Origin of the sequence: Sphingopyxis jiangsuensis, assembly GCF_016734905.1 — a bacterium.
Classification (GTDB): domain Bacteria; phylum Pseudomonadota; class Alphaproteobacteria; order Sphingomonadales; family Sphingomonadaceae; genus Sphingopyxis; species Sphingopyxis jiangsuensis.
The window spans coordinates 556,597-579,411 of the sequence record NZ_JAERPO010000001.1 but is presented as its reverse complement, the minus strand read 5'-3'; the positions used below and the strand labels follow the sequence as shown (position 1 = coordinate 579,411).

26 protein-coding genes are annotated in these 22,815 nt (G+C 63.6%); 14 read left to right on the top strand and 12 right to left on the bottom strand.

Annotation, left to right across the window (positions count from 1 at the left end):
* Window positions 1-32 precede the first annotated feature (32 nt).
* On the top strand, window positions 33-1,349 hold the full coding sequence (aptA, locus tag JI743_RS02840; RefSeq protein ID WP_201925745.1) for an omega-aminotransferase AptA: 1,317 nt from the start codon (window positions 33-35) through the stop codon (window positions 1,347-1,349).
* Here aptA and JI743_RS02835 read toward each other — a convergent pair.
* Window positions 1,346-2,581 (bottom strand): ATP-binding protein, encoded by a 1,236-nt coding sequence (locus JI743_RS02835; protein WP_201925742.1) that lies wholly within the window; start codon window positions 2,579-2,581, stop codon window positions 1,346-1,348. The two genes, aptA and JI743_RS02835, sit on opposite strands and share 4 nt — an antisense overlap.
* Window positions 2,582-2,731: 150 nt before the next feature.
* Between JI743_RS02835 and JI743_RS02830 the strand changes: the two genes are divergently transcribed.
* Window positions 2,732-3,148, top strand: coding sequence for a hypothetical protein (locus JI743_RS02830; RefSeq protein WP_201925740.1), 417 nt, complete (start codon window positions 2,732-2,734; stop codon window positions 3,146-3,148).
* 52 nt (window positions 3,149-3,200) lie between these two features.
* Window positions 3,201-4,202 carry a fumarylacetoacetate hydrolase family protein gene (locus tag JI743_RS02825; protein WP_201925738.1) on the top strand — a complete coding sequence of 334 codons (1,002 nt, stop codon included), beginning with the start codon at window positions 3,201-3,203 and terminating at the stop codon, window positions 4,200-4,202.
* A 61-nt stretch (window positions 4,203-4,263) separates the two neighbouring features.
* Here the strand turns inward: JI743_RS02825 and JI743_RS02820 are convergent, their stop codons facing one another.
* The 7 genes from JI743_RS02820 to JI743_RS02790 all read right to left on the bottom strand — a co-directional run bounded on the left by JI743_RS02820 (window position 4,264) and on the right by JI743_RS02790 (window position 11,373).
* Entirely contained in the window at window positions 4,264-5,253 is a 990-nt protein-coding gene (locus JI743_RS02820) for a type II secretion system F family protein (RefSeq protein WP_390881103.1), read from the bottom strand.
* Between the two features lie 70 nt (window positions 5,254-5,323).
* Window positions 5,324-6,295 (bottom strand): type II secretion system F family protein, encoded by a 972-nt coding sequence (locus JI743_RS02815; protein WP_201925734.1) that lies wholly within the window; start codon window positions 6,293-6,295, stop codon window positions 5,324-5,326.
* A 65-nt stretch (window positions 6,296-6,360) separates the two neighbouring features.
* Window positions 6,361-7,635, bottom strand: a complete 1,275-nt coding sequence (locus JI743_RS02810) for a pilus assembly protein CpaE (protein ID WP_201925732.1) — start codon at window positions 7,633-7,635, stop codon at window positions 6,361-6,363.
* The gene (locus tag JI743_RS02805; RefSeq protein ID WP_201925730.1) at window positions 7,632-8,276 is read right to left on the bottom strand and encodes a CpaD family pilus assembly protein; all 645 of its coding nucleotides are present in this window, start codon (window positions 8,274-8,276) and stop codon (window positions 7,632-7,634) included. Before JI743_RS02805 ends, JI743_RS02810 begins: the two co-directional genes overlap by 4 nt.
* 24 nt (window positions 8,277-8,300) lie before the next feature.
* Window positions 8,301-9,803 (bottom strand): type II and III secretion system protein family protein, encoded by a 1,503-nt coding sequence (locus JI743_RS02800; RefSeq protein WP_201925728.1) that lies wholly within the window; start codon window positions 9,801-9,803, stop codon window positions 8,301-8,303.
* 1 nt (window position 9,804) lies between these two features.
* Complete coding sequence (gene cpaB / locus JI743_RS02795) at window positions 9,805-10,836, bottom strand: Flp pilus assembly protein CpaB (protein ID WP_201925725.1); 1,032 nt, start codon at window positions 10,834-10,836, stop codon at window positions 9,805-9,807.
* A 48-nt stretch (window positions 10,837-10,884) separates the two neighbouring features.
* Entirely contained in the window at window positions 10,885-11,373 is a 489-nt protein-coding gene (locus tag JI743_RS02790) for an A24 family peptidase (RefSeq protein ID WP_201925723.1), read from the bottom strand.
* A 92-nt stretch (window positions 11,374-11,465) separates the two neighbouring features.
* Between JI743_RS02790 and JI743_RS02785 the strand changes: the two genes are divergently transcribed.
* Both JI743_RS02785 and JI743_RS02780 read left to right on the top strand, forming a co-directional pair.
* Window positions 11,466-12,596, top strand: a complete 1,131-nt coding sequence (locus JI743_RS02785; RefSeq protein ID WP_201925721.1) for an NAD(P)/FAD-dependent oxidoreductase — start codon at window positions 11,466-11,468, stop codon at window positions 12,594-12,596.
* 91 nt (window positions 12,597-12,687) lie between these two features.
* Window positions 12,688-12,864 (top strand): YegP family protein, encoded by a 177-nt coding sequence (locus tag JI743_RS02780; protein ID WP_201925719.1) that lies wholly within the window; start codon window positions 12,688-12,690, stop codon window positions 12,862-12,864.
* Between the two features lie 10 nt (window positions 12,865-12,874).
* On the opposite strand, the gene rnhA is transcribed toward JI743_RS02780, so the two are convergent.
* The 3 genes from rnhA to ispH are packed head-to-tail and all read right to left on the bottom strand — an operon-like array spanning window position 12,875 to window position 15,278.
* Window positions 12,875-13,333, bottom strand: coding sequence for a ribonuclease HI (rnhA, locus tag JI743_RS02775; RefSeq protein ID WP_201925717.1), 459 nt, complete (start codon window positions 13,331-13,333; stop codon window positions 12,875-12,877).
* Window positions 13,330-14,292 (bottom strand): homoserine kinase, encoded by a 963-nt coding sequence (thrB, locus tag JI743_RS02770; RefSeq protein ID WP_201925715.1) that lies wholly within the window; start codon window positions 14,290-14,292, stop codon window positions 13,330-13,332. The genes rnhA and thrB overlap by 4 nt, the downstream gene beginning before the upstream one ends.
* Window positions 14,292-15,278 carry a 4-hydroxy-3-methylbut-2-enyl diphosphate reductase gene (gene ispH, locus JI743_RS02765; protein WP_201925712.1) on the bottom strand — a complete coding sequence of 329 codons (987 nt, stop codon included), beginning with the start codon at window positions 15,276-15,278 and terminating at the stop codon, window positions 14,292-14,294. Before ispH ends, thrB begins: the two co-directional genes overlap by 1 nt.
* A gap of 148 nt (window positions 15,279-15,426) precedes the next feature.
* Here ispH and JI743_RS02760 point away from each other — a divergent pair, with 148 nt between their 5' ends.
* From JI743_RS02760 to tatC, 9 genes are all read left to right on the top strand, one after another.
* Window positions 15,427-16,098, top strand: a complete 672-nt coding sequence (locus JI743_RS02760) for a hypothetical protein (protein ID WP_201925710.1) — start codon at window positions 15,427-15,429, stop codon at window positions 16,096-16,098.
* 128 nt (window positions 16,099-16,226) lie between these two features.
* A complete protein-coding gene (argS, locus tag JI743_RS02755; RefSeq protein ID WP_201925708.1) occupies window positions 16,227-17,954 on the top strand; it encodes an arginine--tRNA ligase in 1,728 nt (575 codons plus the stop codon).
* Window positions 17,954-18,667 carry an SPOR domain-containing protein gene (locus tag JI743_RS02750; protein ID WP_201925706.1) on the top strand — a complete coding sequence of 238 codons (714 nt, stop codon included), beginning with the start codon at window positions 17,954-17,956 and terminating at the stop codon, window positions 18,665-18,667. The genes argS and JI743_RS02750 overlap by 1 nt, the downstream gene beginning before the upstream one ends.
* Window positions 18,668-18,777: 110 nt before the next feature.
* Window positions 18,778-19,785 carry a beta-N-acetylhexosaminidase gene (gene nagZ / locus JI743_RS02745; RefSeq protein ID WP_201925704.1) on the top strand — a complete coding sequence of 336 codons (1,008 nt, stop codon included), beginning with the start codon at window positions 18,778-18,780 and terminating at the stop codon, window positions 19,783-19,785.
* Window positions 19,786-19,790: 5 nt separating this feature from the next.
* Window positions 19,791-20,561, top strand: a complete 771-nt coding sequence (locus JI743_RS02740) for a segregation and condensation protein A (RefSeq protein WP_201925702.1) — start codon at window positions 19,791-19,793, stop codon at window positions 20,559-20,561.
* On the top strand, window positions 20,558-21,151 hold the full coding sequence (gene scpB, locus JI743_RS02735; RefSeq protein WP_201925699.1) for an SMC-Scp complex subunit ScpB: 594 nt from the start codon (window positions 20,558-20,560) through the stop codon (window positions 21,149-21,151). Before JI743_RS02740 ends, scpB begins: the two co-directional genes overlap by 4 nt.
* Window positions 21,152-21,175: 24 nt before the next feature.
* Complete coding sequence (locus tag JI743_RS02730; protein ID WP_201925697.1) at window positions 21,176-21,403, top strand: twin-arginine translocase TatA/TatE family subunit; 228 nt, start codon at window positions 21,176-21,178, stop codon at window positions 21,401-21,403.
* A gap of 31 nt (window positions 21,404-21,434) precedes the next feature.
* On the top strand, window positions 21,435-21,821 hold the full coding sequence (gene tatB, locus JI743_RS15310; RefSeq protein ID WP_201925695.1) for a Sec-independent protein translocase protein TatB: 387 nt from the start codon (window positions 21,435-21,437) through the stop codon (window positions 21,819-21,821).
* Window positions 21,818-22,621: a twin-arginine translocase subunit TatC gene (tatC, locus tag JI743_RS02720; protein ID WP_201925693.1), complete on the top strand. Its 804-nt coding sequence runs from the start codon at window positions 21,818-21,820 to the stop codon at window positions 22,619-22,621. Before tatB ends, tatC begins: the two co-directional genes overlap by 4 nt.
* 35 nt (window positions 22,622-22,656) lie before the next feature.
* On the opposite strand, the gene JI743_RS02715 is transcribed toward tatC, so the two are convergent.
* Window positions 22,657-22,782 carry an entericidin A/B family lipoprotein gene (locus JI743_RS02715; RefSeq protein WP_201925690.1) on the bottom strand — a complete coding sequence of 42 codons (126 nt, stop codon included), beginning with the start codon at window positions 22,780-22,782 and terminating at the stop codon, window positions 22,657-22,659.
* Window positions 22,783-22,815 lie beyond the last annotated feature (33 nt).

Genomic DNA, 22,815 nt, shown 5'->3' with positions numbered 1-22,815 from the left:
GGCGCGGCAATCAAAGCCGTAGGGAGCGCGCGATGAAGGGTGAGAATGATCCGCTGGCGTCCTTCTGGATGCCGTTCACCGCGAACCGCGCCTACAAGGCGCAGCCGCGCCAGCTCGTGTCGGCAAGCGGCATGTACTACCAGAGCGCCGACGGGCGGCAGATCCTCGACGGAACGTCGGGGCTATGGTGCAGCAATGCCGGGCATTGCCGCGCCGAAATCGTCGAGGCGATTACCAAGACCGCCGCAACACTCGACTATGCGCCGACCTTTCAGCTGGGCCATCCGTTACCGTTCGAACTTGCACAACGACTCGCCGCGCTGATGCCCGACGGGCTCGACCGGATTTTCTTCACCAATAGCGGGTCCGAGTCGGTCGATACGGCGCTCAAGATCGCGCTCGCGGCTCAGCGTGCACGCGGGCAGGGGACGCGCACGCGGTTGATCGGGCGCGAGCGCGCCTATCATGGCACCGGCTTCGGCGGGATCAGCGTCGGCGGGCTCGTCAACAACCGCCGCGCGTTCGGCGGCGGCCTTCCCGGCACCGACCATCTGCGCCACACGCACAATCCTGACTGCAACGCCTTTTCGCGCGGATTTCCGCAGCATGGCGCGGAGCTGGCCGACGACCTCCAGCGGCTCGTCGGCTTGCATGGTGCGGAAACGATTGCCGCGGTCATCGTCGAACCGATGGCGGGATCAACGGGCGTGCTCATTCCGCCGGTCGGCTATTTGCACCGGCTGCGCGACATCTGCGACCGTCACGGCATCATCCTGATTTTCGATGAAGTCATCACCGCCTTCGGGCGTGTCGGTGGGGCTACCGCCGCGAGCGAATGGGGTGTGACGCCTGACATCATCACCATGGCCAAGGGGCTTACCAACGCGGCGGTTCCGATGGGCGCAGTCGCGGTGAAGCGCGAACTGCACGACGCCGTGATCGAGAGCGTGCCGGGCGGGATCGAGCTTTTCCACGGCTATACCTATTCGGGCCATCCGCTCGCCGCCGCTGCCGGGCTTGCCGCGCTCGACGTCTATGAGCGCGAGGGGCTGTTCGAGCGCGCGCGCGAACTGGGTGCCTATTGGGAGGACGCTGCCCATTCCCTTAAGGTGGGGCGGCATGTCGTCGATATCCGTGCAATCGGACTCGTGGCCGGTATCGAGCTGGAACCGCGACCGGGCGCACCGGCCGCCCGCGCGACCGAACTTTTCCATGCCGCGTTCGACAACGGTCTGCTGATCCGCGCAACCGGCGATATCATCGCATTGTCGCCGCCGTTGATCGTCGAAAAGGCGCAGATCGACGAGATGTTCGGTAAACTTGCGGAGTTGGTCGAGCGGATCGACTAGTTTTCGGTTGCGAGTCGAAAGACGACCGAGACCGTCGTCCCCTTGCCGATTTCGCTCGCAATATCGAGCTGCCCCTGATGGCGCTCGCTGATGTGTTTGACGATCGCCAGGCCAAGGCCGGTTCCGCCGACCGACCGGCTTCGGGCCTCATCGACGCGATAGAAACGTTCGGTCAGGCGCGGAATATGGTCGGCTTCGATGCCGTCTCCTTCGTCGACAACCGACAAACGCACCCGCGTCCCTTCGCGTGCAAGCTTGACCGTCACCGGCGTGCCGGGACGGCCATATTTCATCGCGTTGGTGATGATATTGTGCGCAAGCTGGCTGAGCTGCGCTTCGTCGCCGAATATCGGCTGCTCGGCGTCGCCCAGTTCGGCAACGATGTCCCGCGCGCGCGGTTGGTCGCTTTCGCGCAGCTGCGCCACGGTTGCCCCCGCAACGACGCGCAAGTCGATTGTCGCAGTGGGGCGGCGAAAACGGTCCGCCTCGACGCGGGAAATCGAAAGCAGGTCCATTACCAATTGCTGCATCCGTCGCGCCTCGCGGTCGATGATCGAAAGGAAGCGGTGGCGGGTGGGACCGTCGTCTTCGCCGTTCATATCCTGCAGCGTTTCGACATAGCCGAGGATCGCGGCGAGTGGTGTGCGAAGCTCGTGGCTGGCATTCGCTACGAAATCGGAGCGCATGCGGTCGGCGGCGTCGATCGCCGAGCGGTCGGACAGGAAGATGATCCGGTCGGTGCCCGACAGCTTGGCGATTCGCATCGTCCAGCGCTGACCGGGGCGCGGAAAATCGGCGAGGCTCAGCGTCTCGACGGGTGCGGCATCGGCAAGACGCGACAGCCAGTCGGTTGCCGCCGGGTGGCGGATCGCGGTGCGGATGTCGGCACCGACGATATGCCGGCCGAGCAGCTTGATTGCCGCGTCGTTCGCGATGGTCACGATGTTTGCCGCCGTCCCCAGCAGAGGTTCTTTTTCCTGGTCGGCCCATTGGGCGAAATCGGGATGGTGCAGCAGCGAGCGCGGCGGGAGAACGACGGGTTCGGTATTCACCTGTACTCGTGCGTCGGAAACTGGCGCGGCAAGGGTGCTGTACAGCACGGCAACGGCCGCGATCGCGGTGATCGTCAGAATCGTGATCGACAGCGCATCCCCGCCGACCATCGCCGCGAAAAGCGCGGCTATGGCAATCATTGTCAAAGCGGCGACGAGACTGGACAGGCGGTCGAACATCCTGCCTTGTGCCTTAAACGATGCCACGTCGCCCGCAAGCCCGTTCGCACCGCTAACGATTCTTCGCCCAAGCGTCCCAAAGCGGGAAGCGGCCGCGTCCGGAGCGGTCTTTGCCTTTTCCTCGTCCGGCCATTGGGTTAAGCGTCAATCATGAAAAGTCACGATGATCAGGCGAACAATGCGCAGGAGGATGCGGGCGAAGCCGCGCCTTCGCGTCGTCGCCTGCTCATTCTCGGCGCGGCAGGCGCTTCGGCGGCGATGACGATCCGACCTGCCTTTGCGCAGACCGCGGTATCGGTGATGAATTGCCAGATTCCGGTCCCGGGTCCGGGTGGCGCGGGGCAATATATCGATGCCGGCGGCCGATTGGTGCCGCCGGGAACCAAAGGCGCCTTTCAAGGCGCCCCTCGCCCGTTCACCGGCGAAGAGGTCAAGCGCGCATTTCGCGGCCAGACGCTGCCCGGCGCGACCTACAATCAGTCGCAGGCCTATCTGCAATATATCCGGCGCTTGCAGGCGGGGCAGAGCGGCTTTACCTGTTTCGCATCGATCCAGATGCCGCGCTGATCATCGCTCCCCCGATCATGCGATGCGCGCCATCGCAGACAAAGGGACAAATGTGAAACTTGCTTCGCTCAAGCATGGCCGCGACGGTCGGTTGATTGTCGTATCGGATGACCTCGCCTGGTACGCCGACGCTACGCGGATTGCGCCGACCATGCAGGCCGCGCTCGACAATTGGGCCGACGCTGCCCCCCGGCTCGCTGCGCTGGCCGAGGATCTGAACCATGACGCGATCCCGAAAGAACGCTTCCACGAGCGCGACGCCGCCTCGCCATTGCCGCGCGCCTATCAATGGGCCGACGGCAGCGCCTATGTGAACCATGTCGCGCTCGTGCGGCAGGCGCGCGGGGCAGAGATGCCCGAGAGTTTCTGGCACGATCCGCTGATGTACCAGGGTGGCAGCGACGCTTTCCTGGCGCCGCGCGACCCGATCCCGCTCGGCGATCCCGCGTGGGGCTGTGACATGGAAGCCGAAGTTGTCGTCGTCACCGGCGATGTTCCTGCCGGGATCGACGTGGCGACGGCGCGCGAACATATCCTGCTGGTCGGCTTGACCAACGACGTCTCCCTTCGCGGCTTGATTCCGGGCGAACTGGCCAAGGGGTTCGGTTTTTTCCAGTCGAAGCCGTCGAGCGCGATGTCGCCGGTGTTCGTGACGCCGGAATCGCTCGGCGATCGGTGGAAGGACGGAAAACTGCACGGTACCTTGTGCGTTGATCTGAACGGCGAGCCATTGGGGCGCGCCGATGCGGGCGTCGACATGACCTTCGATTTCGGCGCCCTGATCGCGCATGCTGCAAAAACGCGCAATCTGGGTGCGGGAACGATCATCGGATCTGGCACGGTGTCGAATCGCGACAGCGATGGCGGACCGGGCAAACCAATCGCGCAGGGCGGGCTGGGATATAGCTGCCTTGCCGAAGTGCGAACGGTCGAAACGATTCTGGAAGGCGCGCCAAAGACGCCGTTCATGCAAAAAGGCGATACCGTCCGCATCTGGATGGATGACGAGCGTCATCACAGCATCTTCGGCGCGATCGAACAGCAGGTTGCTTAAGCAAGAAAAAGGGGGCGGATGTTGGTCCGCCCCCTTTTCCGTTTCCTGCAAAGCTTTTGATTTAATTGCCGCTGCCTCCAAAGGCGCCGCCCGACATCGCGTCGCTAAGCGAACAGGCCGCCGGGCCGAGAATGACGATGAACAGGCACGGCAGGATGAAGAGGATCAGCGGAACCGTCATAATTGCCGGCAGGCGTGCAGCCTTTTCCTCGGCGCGCATCATGCGCTCGTTGCGGAACTCGGCCGACAGGACGCGCAGCGCGCTGGCGAGCGGCGTGCCGTATTTTTCGGTTTGGATCATCGTGGTGACGACGCCCTTCACCGAGTCCAGATTGACGCGATAAGCGAGATTCTCGAACGCCTGCCGGCGCTCGGTCAGGAAGCCGAGTTCGATCGACGTGAGCGCAAATTCTTCGCCCAGTTCGGGGTAGGCGCGGCCAAGCTCTTTGGCGACGCGTGAGAACGCGGCGTCGACGGTCAAACCGGCCTCGGCGCAGATGACCAGCAGGTCGAGCGCGTCCGGCAGGCCCTTGCGGATGGCGTCGGTGCGCTTCTGCCGCTTGTTGTCGACAAAGAGGTCCGGCGCCTTGTAGCCGAGAATGAGCGCAGCCATGGTCGCGCCCGATCGCTTCATCGACGACAGCTCGGGCCACATCTCGAGGCCATAAATGAGGAATGCGGCGAGTCCGCCGAACACGATTGGCAGAACAAGGCGACCAAAGATCACGGCAACAGCCAGATCCTTCGACCGGATGCCGGCCTGTGCCAGCTTTTGCTGCACTTCCTTGATCTGCTCTTCCTGAAGCACCTGCAATTTGCCCAAGAAGGTCCGCATGCGGTCTGCGGTCTGATTTTTGCGAACAAGCTTCGCGCGGCGTTTCGTCGTCGAGGCGGTGATCCCGGCCTTCAGTTGTTCGCGCCGCTCGTTGAGCGCCTTGACGCGCTTGGTCATCGGGTTCCGAACGGTCACGGCGCCATAGATGGCCATGGCCACTGCAAAAACGCCGACGGCAGCAAGCATCGTGGCGGCCCACACGACATCAACACCCATTACGGTCGGGCCCGACTGCGCTCCGGTGAAGGCGGCAAGAATGAGGTTGTTGGTCATTTCAGCGCGCCCTTCAGATTTCGAAACTGATCATTTTTTTCATGATGAAGGCGCCGATGCTCATCCATACGAGTCCGCCAAGACCAGTCACAATCAGCCGTTCTTCAGAGAAGAAGCCTGCCAGATAGTCGGGGTTCATCATCCAGACGATGCCAAACACGAAGAAGGGCAGCGCGCCGACGATATAGGCGGACGCCTTGGCTTCGGACGACATGGCCTTGATCTTCAGTTTCATTTGCGCACGCTTGCGCAGCACGTCGGAAAGGTTGGCCAGCGTTTCAGCGAGGTTGCCGCCCGTCTCCCGCTGAATCGCGATGGTGATGCAAAAGAACTGGAACTCGGGCGTGCCGAGCATATTGGCCGATTCTTGCAGTGCGGCTTCCATGGTGTTGCCGATACGGATGCGCTCGACCACGCCCTTGAACTCTTCGCCCACCGGTCCCGGCAACTCCTGGCTAACAACCTGGAATGTTTCCGTGACGGGCAAACCCGATTTCAGGCCGCGAACGCACAAATCGATGGCGTCGGGAAAGCGTGTGTTGAACGCCGCAACACGTTTCGCGATGAGCCTGCCGAGATACCAATAGGGGCCCCCTACGCCGACGAAGACGCCAACGAGCAAGGCCAACGGAAGTGGAGTGCGAAGCATCAGCAACAGCCCTGCCGCGACAACGAACCCTCCCATCGTCGCGAAGGTATATTGGCTAAGCGTCCACGGCTTTCCCGTCCGGCGAATCCGCAGTTCCATCAATTCGCGACGGGGTACGAGGCTCGACAGCATGGCATTGGTGTCGCCGGAGCCGGTCTGAATCGTTTTGCGCATCTGGGCCGCGACCACCGCTTCGGTCGACGCGGCGTGGCGATCCTTGACGGTGGCGAGCCGACGCGTCTTTGCCTTCGCAACCGAGGGGCCGCCAAGCAGGATGACGAGCACGACAAAGGCCAGAAAGGCGGCGGCGATGATAAGGATCACTGAAAGGTTCATGGTCGGCTTTCGTCCACTTCGGTGCGGGGTTCAGCCGGCGCGCGCGTGGCGCGCACCGCTCAAACTTACTTTGCGCCTTTTTTGGTCATCATTCCGCCGAGGCCGCCGAGCTTGCCGAGAAGCGAGCTGCCCGATTTCCCTTTCGCGGCGGCCGGGGCTTCCTCGACCTCGCTGTCGGCACCGTCGAGGATCAGGCGCATCAGATTCGTCCAGACCTGGCTCGCCTTGGTTCCCTTGCAGATTTCGGCGTAGGATTTGCCGAGCTTCGCGGCCTGGCTGACGAGCTTGGGATCGAACGGAATGGTGATGTCGACCTGGCGCTCGATGGAGGATTCAAACTCCTTGCGCGACAGTTCGCCAACGGCGTTCTGGAATTTGTTGGCAACCAGAACGATGCGTGCGCCCGGAACATTCTGTTTGAACCACGAGAGCAGGCGGATCGTGTCGCGCGCCGATGCCAGCGTCACGTCGCTGACGAGCAGGATCGTGCCCGCTTCCGACACCAGGTGCGGGAAGGGAATGAGAACCTGACGCGGGATATCGACGATCGTCATTTCGAAGGCGTTGCGCAACTCTTCCTCGAGTTGGAAGAACGCAGAGCCGTCGGTCATCACCGGCTGATGGATCGGCGCTTCGGCTGACAGCAGGCTGAGCTTGTCCGATGCACGAACCATTGCTCGTTCGATGAAGAGGCCGTCAATACGGCTGGGATTGTCGATTGCGTCGATCAGCCCGCGGCCCGGTTCGAGGTCGAGCGTTAGCGCGCCGGTACCGAAATGCACGTCGAGATCGAGGAGCGCCGTCTGGCGCTCGGCCTGCTCGCTCATCGCCCAGGCGAGCGACGTCGATACCATCGAAGCGCCCACGCCGCCGCGCACGCCGACGACTGCCATCATATGATGCGGCTTGTCGTCGTGCATGTCGGCATGTTTTGGCGCCGACAGGATCGCCTGGGCCGTCGTCAGCGATTCGCGGACCTGGTCGAGCGAAAGCGGTTTCAGGAGATAGTCCTGGATCCCGCTCGAGAGAAGGTCGCGGTAAAGGCGTACGTCGTTGACCTGACCGGCGGCGATCACGACCGTTCCGGGCTCGCAGACCTCGGCAAGCGCGTTGATGTCGTTGATCGGGTCGCCCGACTCCGACATGTCGACGAACAGGATGTTCGGGCTTGCGGAGACCGACAGCGACTGGACCGCGTTACGAAGGCCGCCCTTGTTGCACTTTTCAATCGGCCAACCCATGTCGCCCGCGGCGACACGGATCAGATCGAGCGTCTCGTCGTCGCAGACAAAGGCATTAAACGGATCGCGCAATCCTGCTGCTTTGAAAGGAGCGTTCACTGGCCACCTCCGTTGCTGGTCGACTCGCCCTGCAGTTCGCCGGCGCCGGTCTGGGGTTTCGTCCGATAGGTGTTGATCGCGCGTGTTGCTGCGGCGGGATCGCTGCGTTCGCTGCGCGTGCCCTTGATCAGGTCGTTGGGGTCCGCGACCATCGCAGCAAGATTGCTGTTGGTCGCGCAGCCATAGTTGGCCGAGGTCGCGTTGTTATAGTTGAGCGACGATTTGCTCGACCAGTCGGGGCAGCCCGGAACATGTGCCGACGCCCGGGTCACGACGACGCGGACATGGCCTGCCGGAACGGCACCCGTCGTGACCGGCACCTCGTTGCTCATCAGCAAGCCGCGACGTTCGACCATCGACCGGATCGTCGCTTCGGCTCCGCGCGAGCCATAGAGCGACGGGTCGTCGATAGCGATGCGATCGCCATAGCGGATACCGAGCGCATCGAACCAACCGGCGAGGCGGCCCTGTTCGCTCGGAGCCATCTCGCCATTGGCGGCGGCGACGTCGAACTGGAAGATGCTGTTGCGGACGACAGGCTGGTGAACCGAGTCGAGACTGCGGTTGCTGTTGCCGGCACCGGTACAGCCTGCAAGCGACGTGGCCAGTGCCAGAGCCGTCAAAGTTGCGATATTTTTCATAACCTGCTCCTCAGAACCAGCGCATCACTTGAAGTTGAAACCGGGCGAGGCATCGCCCGCGCCGCCGCGTGGCCGGTCCGCATCGACTGCTGACGTTTCAAGGCGCGGCTTGGGCCGCTCGCCACCGCTCACACCGTCGCTCTGCTGTCCGATCAAAAGACGCGAAAGATCGTTGGTGTTCTGGAATGCGTCGGTCGGCAGCTTGATGTCGTTCGCCGATACCGGCTGCACCAGATAAGGCGTCACGACGATGACGAGTTCGGTTTCGCCGCGGCGGAAGCTGTCCGATTTGAACAACATGCCGAGGATCGGCACGTCGCCAAGGCCGGGCATCTTGTCGATGGCGCCGATCGAACGGTTGTTCATCAGGCCGGCGATCATGAAGCTTTCGCCCGACCCGAGTTCGACCGTCGTTTCGGCGCGGCGGATCGTCAGGGCGGGGATTTCGAACCCGTCCATGCGGATGGCACCTTCGGTCGACAGTTCCGACACTTCGGGACGCACGCGCAGGCTGATCCGGCCGTTCGACAGGACCGTCGGCGTGTAAGCGAGGCTGACGCCGTATTTGCGGTATTCGATCGTCGTCCCGGCGAAGTTGCCCGGGATCGGGATGGGAAACTCGCCGCCGGCAAGGAAGTCGGCGGTCTCGCCGGATATTGCCGTTAAGTTGGGCTGAGCGAGCGTCACGACCATGCCCGAACGCTCGCCAAGGTCGAGCGAGGCAATCAGATCGATGCCAAACAGGCGTCCGGCGCCGCCGATCGAATTGACGTTGGCCGGCTGGTTAAACCGATAGCCCGTCGTGCCCGCGGGAAGCGGCGGATCGCCTTCGCCCGGGAAGAGGATTTCGCCGGCGGTGCGGCCGCGTGAAATGCTGCCGAGAAAACCGTTGCCCAGCACGCCGTCGCGGTCGCGGGTCACGATATTGCCGCTGATTTCCTTGACGAGCGTCCGGTTCACCTCCGCAATGCGAACCTGCAGGTTGACCTGCAGCGGCGTCGCGGTGCGGAGGCGCGAGAGAACCTTGGTGTCTTCGCCGACGAAAGCCTGAACGAGACGTTCGGCCTCGGCGGCGTCGTCAGGCGACTGGACGGTCCCGGTGAGCAGGATCAGCCCGTTCATCGTGTTCGACGCGATATTGGCGTCGGGCATCGCGAGCGACAGCATCTGGTCGATCGTTTCGATGTTGTTGCCGACGCGTGCAACGGTCGAATAGACGACCCGGCCGCTCGCGTCAGTCGCATAGATGCTCGTTTCGCCCGGTGCCTTACCGAAAATGTAGAGCTGGCGGTTCGAGCGGACCTGGACGTCGGCCACCTTGTCATCCGCGACGAAGACATCCTTCATCGCAGCCGGGAGGCTGATCAGGCGGCCGCGTCCGACCGACAGGTCGATGCTGCTGCTCGCATTGTGCGTGGCCTGGGCGATAGCCGGGCCGGCTGGGGCGGCGACCAGCGTCGCGGCGACCAGGCCAACGGCCAGGGTACGCGCGAGTGCCGCCGCTTTGAAATTGGCTTTGCTGTTCATCTTACTTACCCCCAACCGGAACTTCGGTCACCTTGTCACCGCGCGTGATCCGCACGGTCGGGCCGCTGGGAATTGCGGCGGTGCCGCCATTGGACTGCGGCGACCCATATTGCTGCTGCGGCTGCTGCGGACGCTGGGTCACACGGCCGCGGACGGGCACCCAAAAGCGCGACACGTCGCCACCCGTCGTTGCTGATGCCCGGTTCGAGGTCGGGCGCGCAGCGGCGGCTGCCAGCATCTTCTTTTCGGCAGTGGTGCCACCGCCGGCAGGCACGTTGATCTCACCCGAGGCGATGGCCGCGTCGAGTTCGCCAGCGCTTTCGGCGAGCGGGCGCAGTGCGAGGGACAATTTGCCCATGTTCTGCGCGACCGCGATCTTCTCGGCGATTTCCGAGGTAGCCTCGAGCGTCACCGAGCCAAAGGTGCGGACCGGAGTCTTGCCCGTTTCGTCTTCGGCGTCATAGCGCTGGTCGGTCGCGAGGACGCGGACGTTGCGCACGATGGTCTCGGCGGTGAACAATTGCTTGTCCGGGTAATTGCCGCCCTCTTCGATCTCGATTTCCTGCGCAAGCACGACATCGACGCGGTCGCCCGGGAAGACGAAGCCGGCGACGCCCTGTTCCTGCGACACCTTCACAGTGACGGCGCGCATGCCGGCGCCGAGCGCTGCGGCAAGGAAGCCACGATCGTCGGGATGGACGAGCGCACCCTGCGTGAGCGGCTGGCCCGCGGTGATCGGATAGCGCACCACCGTGCCGACCAGCGTGTTCACGTCGGTCTTTTCCTTCAGGAAGTAGGCCTTTTCGACCAGTTCCTTGGGCCAGGGCTGGAAACGGAAGCTATCGGGGCCGATGATCGTGCCGACGGGCAGTTGCCGCGTCGCGACGAGGATCATCGGTCCGTTGATTTCCGGCGCTGCGGCCGCTCGGGCCGCCGGAGCAGAGGCTCCACGCATCATCTGATTGACCCCGAATGCGGCGCCGATGGCGATCACCAGCGCGCCGACGATCAGCATAATCTTTCGCGTATCCATGACGATTTTTCGCCCTCCTGCACTCACCAGAGACGGCCGTGCTTGCCCTCAGGACAGACCGATAGCCTGAAAGTGGTTAAGATATTGTTGGTGAAGCGCCCAAAGCCCTGCGGCAGCGATGGCAACGCCGTATGGAACCTCTACGGACTTGTCGGACGGGCGTAATTTGCTGTGAACGAGCATGACGGCCGACAAGATGCCGCCGCCGACCGCCATCACGGTGAGCGCCTCGAGAAACAGGTTCACGGGAATCCAGAGCATCACGCCGCCGATCATCTTGACGTCGCCGCCGCCCATTGCGCCGAAAGCGAAGAGGCCGACGAAAATTGCGAAGACTGCAAGCGCGGCTCCGATCTGGATCGGAATTTCGGGCCAGAGCGCTAATCCCGACACGGCCCAGAAGGGAATGGCGAGGAGCGCGATTGCTGCGTTCAGCCGGTTGGAAATGGTGCGCGACCGGACATCGCTTATTGCCGCCGCGATCATAAGTGCCGCGAGCGCGAGCATTAGTGCGATCGAGAGGATGCCGCTTTCCATCGGCTTTGTCCTACGCAGCATGGCTTACCAAATAGTAACCATGTCTGCCGCGCGGCTTGCAATTCCGCGCTTGGTCGATATGCGGACGGGCAATGACGTCCGCTCTTCCTTCGTCCATCGACGTGCTGATCGTCGGCGCCGGGATTGGCGGCGCAAGCCTGGCAGCGGCCCTCGCGCCCCATCGCCGCGTGATGATGATCGAGCGCGAAGACGCGCCGGGCTATCATGCGACCGGACGCTCGGCAGCTTTTTGGCACGAGAGCTATGGCGGCGTACGCGTCCAGCCCCTGTCGGCCGCCTCCTTCGCTCTGCTCGACGCACCGCCGCCCGATTTTTCGGAGCACGGCTTTCTCTCGCCCCGCGCTGCGCTGACCATCGGGCAGCGCGAGGAGTGCGCCGCGGTTGACGCTTTCGTCGCTGAATTTGCCGAGCAGGGCGTCGATGTCATGCGCCTCACCGGTGCAGCAGTAGCAGACAGGGTCGCGGGTATCCGGCCCGAGTGGACCGAGGCGGCTTTCGAGCCCGCGTGCAGCGACATCGACGTCGGCGGGCTGCATGCGGCCTATTTGCGCGCCGCTAAACGCGCCGGAGCGCTGCTGGCCCCGCGCAAGAAACTTGTGTCGGCGCGTTGGCTCGGTGACCGGTGGGAGGCGAGCGTCGGCGGCGAGAAACTCGAGGCCGCCGTCATCGTCAACGCGGCCGGGGCATGGGCCGACCGGGTGGCAGCAGTATGCGGCGCGAAACCCGTCGGAATCCAGCCCTATCGCCGGACCGTGATGCAGTTGCGGCTCGGTGTCGCGACACCGGCCGACCTTCCCCTGATTATCCACGTCGGCGGCGATTTCTATTTCAAGGGTGTCGGTGAGGGACGGGTGTGGCTCAGCCCGCATGACGAAACCGCCACCGACCCGTGCGATGCCGCACCGGAGGAGCTCGATGTCGCCGTCGCCATCGACCGGATGCAATCGGTCGTCGACTGGCCCATTGCCGCAGTCGAACGCAAATGGGCGGGACTGCGCAGCTTTGCGCCCGACCGTATTCCGGTATTCGGCGCTGATCCGCATCAGGAGGGCTTCGTCTGGTGCGCGGGGCAGGGCGGCTTCGGTATCCAGACCTCGCCCGCAATTGGTGCACTTCTTGCGGCCCAATTGGGAGCGCCGCTTGCCGACGGACCGATTGCTTGCGTCGATGCTTCGCCATTTTCGCCGTCCCGGTTTGGCTGAGCCGCAAGCGGCGGGGTTGCGCGACCGGACGCGATGCCTAGGATGGCTGCGTTGCGCCACCGTCCGCGCGACATGACCAGCGGAGAATGACATGGCCCATTATTTCGAGATCAAGAAGAACAAGGCCGGCGAGTTCGTTGCCTATTTCAAGTATAACAGCGAAACCATCTTCTGGACCGAGGGCTATTCGAGCAAGGCCTCGGCAGTGAACGCCATCGAATCGATCAAGAAAAACGGACCGGGATCGGACACTCGCGAAGCCGAATGAGGCTTCGCGGCTAGCGACGCCCTGCTATCGCCAGCGCTGCGTCGCTGGCCAGCTTGTCGGCCAGTTCATTGTCGCCGTGGCCGGCGTGACCCTTGACCCAAAGCCATTCGATCTGGTGGCGCGCGGCTTCGGCGACCAGCCGCTGCCACAGATCGGCATTGGCCACGGGCTTCTTTGCAGCCGTCTTCCAGCCGTTGCGCTGCCAGCCATGCACCCATTTGGTGATGCCGTCGCGGACATAGACGCTGTCGGTCGACAATTCGACGCGGCATCCGCGCTTGAGCGCTGCCAGTGCCTCGATCGCCGCCAGCAATTCCATCCGGTTGTTCGTCGTGTCGGCCTCGCCGCCGGAGAGCGTCTTGACGACATCGCCCCAGCGCAGAACCGCGCCCCAGCCACCGGGACCGGGATTGCCCTTGCAAGCCCCGTCAGTCGCAACGATCACCGTTCGCTTGCTATCCGTGGTCATATACCAACGAACAGTTCGGCCGCGTCTTCGGCCTGATACCGGCGCAGGCGTGCAAGGAAGGGGGCAGGGTCTTTCCGGGTAACAAGGGCATCGGCGGGCGTGTGGACCCAGTCGTGCGCACGCGTAAGCAGGAAGCGCAGCGCCGCGCCGCGCGCGAGCAGCGGCAGTGCCGCGACTTCCATGTCAGTCAGGCAAATTTCCTCTGCATAACCTCGCATCAAGGCGCCGGCACGCGCCAGGTTGCAGTTCCTGCCGTCGTCCGAAAACGTCCAGGAGGCATGGGTGACGGCGACGTCATAGGCGCGAAAGTCGGTGGCGGCGAAGTAGAAGTCGATCAGCCCGGTCACCCGGTCGCCGAGCATGAGCACATTGTCGGGAAAGAGGTCCGCATGGATGACATGCTTTGGCAGGTCGCTCGGCCATTCGCGGTCGAGAAGGTCGAGTTCGGCGTCGACGACGGCCTGCAACCCCGGAATCACGACATCGAGATTGCCGGTGGCGGAGGCGACTTCACGCCAATGCTCGCGGCCCATGCTGTTGGCGCGCGTGCCGCCAAAGTCAGCCACGGCGCGGTGCATGGCGCCGAGCGCGGCGCCCGCCGACGCGCATTGCGCCGGGCTGGGATGCGTCAGCGATATGCCTGACAAAAATTGAATGATGCACGCGGCGCGCCCCGAAATGCGCTGAATCGCATCACCGCCGCGATCGCGGATCATCGCCGGGACCGGGCAATGTTTTTCGGAAAGATGGGCGAGGAGGTCGACGAAAAAGGGCAGATCGCCCTCGCTGACGCGCTTCTCGTAGAGCGTGAGGATGAAGCGCCCGCCAGTGGTTTCGAGCAGGAAATTGCTGTTCTCGACGCCCTCGGCGATTCCCTTGCACGACAACAGCGTCCCGATGTCGTAGCGGGCGACGAGCGCGGCAAGGTCGTCGGGATCGACGTCGGTATAGACCGCCATCAGTTAGCCGCCGGCTCGAGCCCGCGCGGCAGCTTGAAGACCATATTTTCTTCCGCCGTGACGACGACTTCCTCGGTGAGCGGGCGGAGCGCAGCGACAGCCTCGATGATCTCGCGTACCAGTTCTTCGGGTGCACTGGCGCCCGCCGTGATGCCAAGCGTCGCGATGTCGGCAATCCAGGCGGGGTCGATGTCGGTCCCTCGCTGCACCAGATGCGCCGGAGTGCCCAGTCGCTCTGCCACCTCGACGAGGCGCAGGCTGTTCGAGCTGTTGGGAGCGCCGATCACGATCATGCGATCGCACAGGCCCGCGATGGCCTTCACGGCCTCCTGCCGGTTCGACGTGGCGTAGCAGATATCTTCCCCGCGTGGTCCGGCGATCGTCGGGAACCGGTGCTGCAGCGCGGCAACGATATCGCGCGTATCGTCCACCGACAGCGTCGTCTGGGTCAGGAAAGAGAGCGCGTCGGGATTCTGCGGGGATAGTCGGGCGACGTCGTCGACCGATTCCACCAATGTCATTGCGCCTTCGGGCAATTGACCCAGCGTCCCTACAACCTCGGGATGACCGGCATGGCCGATGAAGATGATGTGTCGACCGGCTTCGTTCGCGCGCTCGGCCTGCCGGTGGACCTTGGACACCAGAGGGCAGGTTGCGTCGATATATTCCAGCCCGCGCGCCTCCGCCTTGGCAGGAACGGCCTTGGGCACGCCGTGGGCGCTGAAAACGACCGGGACGCCGTCGGGCACCTGATCGAGCGATTCGACGAATATCGCGCCCTTGGCGCGCAGCGTGTCGACGACATAGCGGTTGTGGACGATTTCGTGCCGGACATAGACCGGCGCCCCGAAGCGCTCGATCGCAAGCTCGACGATACGGATCGCCCGGTCGACGCCCGCGCAAAACCCGCGCGGCGCCGCAATCAACAGCTTCAGTTCGGCCGCCGTGCTGTGGTCGGCATGTATCGAGGACAGGGGAGCGTTCATGATGCAGGCGCTCTAGCGCAGCGCGGCATATCGGGTAAAGCGGCTTCGCACCGTTGCGCCGCGTTCATCCCCCCGATAAGAAGCGGCGCGCATGAAGCGGTCTCGACCGACCCGCTGCGCTCGCGCCTGTTTGGAAAGCCCGATTATCATGATGTCCATTTCGATTGCCTCCCGTAAGTTTCTGACCCTGTTGTTCGGCACGGCAGCCGTTGTCACCGTCACCGGGTGTGCGCGGGACAATGAAATCGAAGTGGCGGGCGGCGTCGGCATCACAGCGACGCGGAGCGCTTGCCCCGCCGTTGCTGTGCCGATGCACACGGGCGACATCACCTTGTTCGATCCGGCGAACAGCCGCGACGCGAGCGCCATCGACATCGTCGCGACGATCACCAATGTGACGCAGCAGTGCAACGACCAGGGCGAGAAAGTATATCAGCTTGCCAGTTTCGACGTGGTCGCGACGCGCCGTGATGCTGGCCCCGCACGTTCGGTTACCCTGCCTTATTTCGGAACCGTCGTGCAGGGCGGCACCGCGGTCGTCGCAAAGCGTTTGGGGCAGGTAACGGTCACTTTCCCCGAAGGGCAGGTGCGCGGGACCGGACGCGGCGAGGCGTCGGCCTTTGTCGATCGCGCCGCCGCCACGCTGCCCGCCGACATTCAGGAACGCATCACGCGCCGCCGCCGCGCTGGCGATCAGGACGCCGCGATCGACCCGCTGAGCCTTCCGGAGGTTCGCGCCGCGGTGCAGCGCGCGAGTTTCGAACTTCTTGTCGGCTTTCAGCTGACGCAGGAACAGCTCGAATATAACGTCCGACGATAATCTCGCGGCGCCGCATGGCGTTCGCATCCATACAGGCCCTGCGCGCCGTTATGGCGACGCAGGGCTTTTCGCATGTTCCAAGCTGCGCTAGGCCGCGCCAGCCTTTTTGACCGAAGATAGGATCACCCGTGACCCTGTTCCGCCGCTTTTCAGACCATATCGCTTCGGCGCTCGACGCCATTGCGGCGCGCGATGCGATCCCTGCGGGGCTCGACCGCCGCGCGATCAGCGTCGAACCCCCGCGCGATCCCGCGCATGGCGATGTTGCAACGAACGCCGCCATGGTGCTGAGCAAACCGGCCGGAATGAACCCGCGCGCGCTGGCCGAATTGCTGGCGGCTGAGCTCGTCAGCGTTGCCGAGGTCGAGGAGGCCAGCGTCGCCGGTCCCGGCTTTATCAACCTCCGCGTGTCGGCCGACAGCTGGCGCGCCGAACTGGCTGCCATTCATGGCGATGGCGACGATTATGGCCGCTCGAAAATGGGTGAAGACCGCTGCGTTAATGTCGAATATGTTTCGGCAAATCCCACCGGTCCGATGCATGTCGGGCATTGCCGTGGCGCAGTCGTCGGCGATGCGCTGGCGGCGCTGCTCGAATTCGCCGGGCATAAGGTCGTCCGTGAATATTATGTCAACGACGCAGGAGCGCAGGTCGATGTTCTCGCCCGGTCCGTGCATATGCGCTACCGCGAAGCGCTCGGAGAAGATATTGGCGCCATTCCCGAAGGGCTGTATCCGGGCGACTATCTGAAGCCGGTCGCTGCGCGGCTTGCGACAGAATATGGCGACCGCTTCGTCGGCGCACCCGAACGCGCGTGGCTCGGTCTGTTCCGTGCCGAGGCCGTGAGCGCGATGCTCGACATGATCCGCGCCGACCTCGCCAAGCTGGGCATCCACCACGATATATTCTCGTCGGAGGCCGAGTTGCAAGCAGCGGGCAAGCCCGACGAAGCCGAAAAATGGCTGCGCGAACAAGATCTTGTCTATGACGGGATGCTCGAGGCCCCCAAGGGCGAAACGCCCGAAGACTGGGAAGCTGTCGAACTGCCGCTGTTCCGTTCGACCCGTTTCGGTGACGACCAAGACCGGCCAATCAAGAAATCGGACGGGAGCTGGACCTATTTCGGCGCCGACCTCGCCTATCATTTCCAGAAGGCGCAGGATGCCGACGAGCTGATCGACATTTGGGGCGCCGATCATGCCGGCACGGTGAAGCGGATCAAGGCCGCGGTGGCCGCGCTGACGGGCGGTGAAAAGCCGTTCGATATCAAGCTTGTGCAGATGGTGCGGCTGCTCAAGAACGGCGAGCCATTCAAAATGTCGAAGCGCGCAGGCAATTTTGTCACGCTCGCCGACATTGTCGACGAGGTCGGCAAGGATGCCGTGCGTTTCACCATGCTGACGCGCAAGGCCGACGCGCACATGGACTTCGACTTCGCCAAGGTGGTTGAGGCATCGCGCGACAATCCCGTATTCTATGTCCAATATGCGCACGCGCGGATTGCCTCGCTCAAGCGCAAGCTTGCCGACGCTGGCATTGCCAAAGCTGTGCCCGATCCGGCGCGCCTTGACGATAATGAACTCGCGATCGTCAAGCTGCTCGCGCAATTCCCGCGGATCGTCGAATCGGCGGCTGCGGCGCGCGAGCCGCACCGCATCGCATTCTATCTGGGCGACGTTGCCGCGGCCTTTCACGCCTGGTGGAACATGGGCAACGACCGGCCGGAAGCGCGGATCATCATCGCCGATGACGCCGAACTGACTGCAACCCGCCTTTATCTGGCCGATGGAATCGGGCAGGTAATCCGCAACGGGCTCCACCTGATGGGGGTAGAAGCGCTCGAGGAGATGCTTTGATGGCGGAGGAAAATGGCACCGGACTGGGGCTGGTCGACGAGGACCGCCTGCCGTGGCTCGAGCCGGCGGACAGTGTCGAGGACGATGGCGAGGTCTCGCCCGCGCGCTTGCTGATCATGGTGCTCGGCGGCCTGCTCTTGATCGGCGTGGTTCTCGGAAGCTTGTGGTGGATCCAGAACGGAGGAAAGCGCGGCAGTGGCGAGCTGATCCTTGCGCAGAAAGGCGATTACAAGGTCGCGCCCGTGGATGATGCCGCAAAAAGCTTTGACGGCGAAGGCGATGCAAGTTTTGCCGCGAGCGAAGGTGCCGAGCCGGCGGGCCGCGTCGATCCGAGCCGGATGCCCGAAGAGCCCGCCGTGACGCCTCAGGAACGCGAGGCAGCGGCGAAGGCGGCCAACGCACCCAAACCTCCCGCCGCGCAACCAGTCGCCACGAAGGATGCACCTGAACCGGCAGTATCGGAAAGTGGCGCGGCTTCGGGCGCCATGGTCCAGCTCGGGGCGTTCAGCAGCGAAGGGGCCGCGAACAAGGCATGGTCGACCCTATCGAAACGTTTCGCTTATCTGGCCGACCTCAACCGTTCGATTGCGCCCGCCAAGGTCGGCGACGGCACGGTCTATCGGCTTCGCGTCGGCGCCGGCTCAGCCCAAAATGCCGCGGCGCTGTGCGGAAAGTTGCGTGTCGCGGGCGAAAATTGCGTCATCGTTCGCTGAATCGCCTCATTCCGCCTCAACAATATTTGGCGCTACGCGCGGCTTGTGCCATGTTCGCTGATCTGCTCGCCGCGCGCAGGAGTGCGGCGATCGATGGAGATTGACGCACGATGATTCCCGCTATCTTTGGCCTTTCAGGATTGACCCTGAACGACGATGAGCGGGCGTTTTTCCGCGATTGCTCCCCCGCCGGCTATATTTTGTTCGGCCGCAACATTGCGAACCGCGAGCAGCTTCGGCGGCTGACCGACGAGCTTCGCGCGCTCGACGGGCGCGACAATCTGCCCATTCTGATCGATCAGGAGGGCGGCCGCGTGGCGCGGATGAAAGCGCCCGAATGGCCCGATTTCCCGAGTGGTGCCGCGTTCGACGCGCTGTACGACCGCGCCCCGGCGAGCGCGATCGAGGCGGCGCGGCTCAATGCGATGGCGCTCGCGTCGATGCTTGCAGAGGTCGGGATCACCGTCGACTGCCTTCCTTTGCTCGATGTGCGTCAGCCGGGCGCGAGCGACATCATCGGCGACCGCGCGCTCGGCAGCGAGCCGATGCGCGTGGCGGCGCTCGGTCGGGCAATATTGAACGGCTTGCAGGATGGCGGCGTCGTCGGCGTCGTCAAACATATACCCGGTCACGGCCGTGCGCTTTTCGATTCGCACGAGAAACTGTCGATCGTCACCGCATCGGACCATGAGCTTCAGACCGATCTCGCGCCCTTTGCCGCGCTTCGCGATGCGGCGATGGCGATGACCTGCCATGTGATTTTCGACGCCTGGGACCCCGACCGCCCCGCGACGCTGTCGCCGATCATCATCGACAGCGTGATACGCCAGCGCATCGGCTTTCACGGGCTGTTGATGACCGACGATCTCGACATGAAGGCTTTGTCGGGCGACGTGCCCTCGCGCGCCGCCGCCGCAGTTGCGGCTGGATGCGACATTGCGCTCAATTGCTGGGCGAAGATGGACGATATGGTCGGCATCGCAAACGCGCTCGACCCGATCCGCCCGGTCGCGCTCGCGCGATTGCAGGGCGCGATGGACCGGATTGCCGGCGCGCGCGACCCCCGCCAATTCGCAGCACTTGTCGACCAGCGCGACGCGCTGCTGGCGATGGCCTGACGTCTGTGGAGGATCTGCCCCTCGAATATGAGGCGATCCCCGCAACGGCCGAGCGCGACGAAGCGCTTCAACTGTCGCTCGAAAGCTGGGAGGGGCCGCTCGACCTGCTGCTGACCCTCGCGCGCAGCCAAAAGGTCGACCTTCGCCAGATTTCGATTCTCCAGCTTGTCGAGCAATATCTGGCGTTCATTTCGGAAATGCGCGCCAAGCTGGAACTTGCGGCCGATTATCTGGTGATGGCTGCGTGGCTCGCCTATCTGAAATCGGCGCTGCTGCTGCCGAAGGACCCACTTGAGGAGCCGTCGCCCGACGAACTGGCGCTTCGTCTGCAATTGAGGCTCCAGCGGCTCGCCGCGATGCGCGAGGCGGCGGCGCGCTTGCTTGCGCGCGACTGCATTGGTCGCGACGTCTTCATCCGTCCGCAGCCGGAAGGACTGCATGACGTCAGGGTGAGGCGCTGGGATGCCTCGCTTTACGATCTTCTCTCGGCATACGGACAGGTCAAAATCCGCACAGAACCCGCGATCCATATGGTCTCGCGGCGCCCGGTCGTCACGCTCGACGCGGCGCTCCATCACCTGGAACGGTTGATTGGCGTAAAGCTCGACTGGGCGCTGCTCTCCGACTTCCTTCCGACCGATTACGACGGCCCGCTTCGCCGCTCGGCGATGGCGTCGAGTTTTGTCGCTGCGCTCGAACTGGCGCGGCAGGGACGCGTCGACTTGCGGCAGGATGGTGCCTTCGAACCCCTTTACCTGAAAGCGACGAGCCAATGATCGACGATCTCGAACGCGCAATCGAAGCGATGCTGTTCGCCAGCGACACGCCGCTCGACGCGCGCCAGCTCGCCGCCCGCCTCGGCGACGAAAAGACGCCGGGAGAGATCCGGGCGATCGTTCAGCGGATCGCGGCGCGTCACGACGGAAGTGGGATCGAACTGGTCGAGCGCGGCGGCCACTGGCATTTCCAGACGCCCGCCGATCTGGCGCATCTGCTCCGCCGCGAGCGCGACGATCCGCGCAAACTGTCGCGCGCGGCGTCGGAGGTTCTTGCCATCATCGCCTATCACGAGCCGGTCAGCCGCGCCGAGATCGAGGCGATCCGGGGGGTGCAAACGTCGAAGGGCACGCTCGATGTGTTGATGGAGGCCGAATGGATCGCGCCTGCCGGGCGTCGCGAGGTCCCCGGGAGGCCGCTCATCTACAAGACTACCGACGCTTTTTTGCGCCATTTCGGGCTCGAAAGTCGCAAGGACCTGCCTGGGATCGAGGATTTGCGCGCCGCCGGGCTGCTCGACCCGGTCGACCTCGCTTTCGAGGAGGCAATCGGCGAACTGGACCTAGTAAAAGACGGTGAGGAAGCCTAGATGAAGCGCTCGAGGAGAATGTAAATGGGTAGCTTCAGCATCTGGCATTGGCTGGTCGTCGGGATCATCATCCTGCTCCTGTTCGGAAAGGGACGCTTTTCCGATATGATGGGCGATGTCGCCAAGGGCATAAAAAGCTTCAAGAAAGGCATGTCGGAAGACGATACGCCGCCTTCGGCCCCCAAGCATATCGAGGGGCAGCGCGCGCCCGACGCGACGCCGACCCCGAGTGCGGAAACCGAAAACCGCTGATCCCAATCGCGCGGCGGGAATGTCCTGATCCATGTTCGATATCGCGCCCACCGAGTTGTTGCTCGTGGTGGTGGTGGCCCTTGTGGCCATCGGCCCCAAGGACTTGCCCAAGGCCATGCGCTTCGTCGGCAAATGGATGGGCAAGGCGCGCGGAATGGCGCGGCACTTCCGCTCGGGCCTCGACACGATGATGCGCGAGGCCGAGCTTGAAGAGCTCGAAAAGCAGTGGCGTGAACAGAATGAGGCGATCATGCGCGAATTTCCGCGCGTTGACGGTGTCGATGCGCCGCCGATGATCCCTGCAACGTCGACGCCGCCAGCCGATTCTCCCGTCGATCCGGAGATCGCGGCCGACGAAGCGGCGGCGAGCAAACCGGAAACGCACGAGGTTCCGCCGCGCGACGGACCGCTGCCATGACCGCCGAGACGCCGATGTCGACCGGGGATACCGACGGTGCGGGCGGCAAGATGCCGTTGCTCGATCATCTTATCGAACTGCGCTCGAGATTGCTCAAGTCGCTGGCCGCCATCGCTGTAGCGTTCGGCGTCTGCCTCTATTTTGCGAAACCGATTTTCGGTGTGCTCGTCCAGCCGCTCGTTGCGGCGGGGCAGGGGCGATTGATCTATACGCAGCTGTTCGAGGCGTTTTTCGTCGAGATCAAGGTCGCGCTGTTCGCGGCGTTGATGATCGCCTTTCCGGTGATCGCCAACCAATTGTGGAAATTCGTGGCGCCCGGGCTTTATCGCAAGGAAAAGCGCGCGCTTCTGCCCTTCCTGCTCGCGACGCCGCTTCTTTTCGCATTGGGCGCTAGCTTCGCCTATTTCATCACCATCCCGATCGCGCTCAAATTCCTGCTCGGCTATCAGGGTGAGGTGGGCGGAGTAACGCAGGAAGCGTTGCCGTCGGTCGGCAATTACCTCAGCTTCACGATGCAGTTCATCATGGCGTTCGGCATCGCCTTCCTGCTCCCGATCCTGCTGATGCTTATCGAACGGTCGGGGCTGGTTACGCGCGAACAGCTTGTGTCGGCGCGCCGCTATATGATCGTCGCGGCCTTTGTGATCGCCGCCATCTTTACCCCGCCCGATATATTGAGCCAGCTGCTCCTCGCGATACCGCTGGTGCTGCTTTACGAGCTGTCGCTATTCGCGATCTGGTTTACCCAGCGCCGACGCAAGGCGGGCGCCGAAACGGCGCCCGAACAAACCGCCGAATAAATCCGGCCGTCCCCAAAATCTGGAGGGGTAGCGCGTCAGAGCGCGCGGTCGCCTGCCTCGCCAACCGATTCGATGTCGCGGCCGACGCCCTTCACGGTGTTGCAGCCCGTGACCAGAAGACCGGCTAGCAGGGTGAGAAGGATGACACGGAAACTCGACATAAATCACCTCATCTATTCTTGACGCAAAATGGC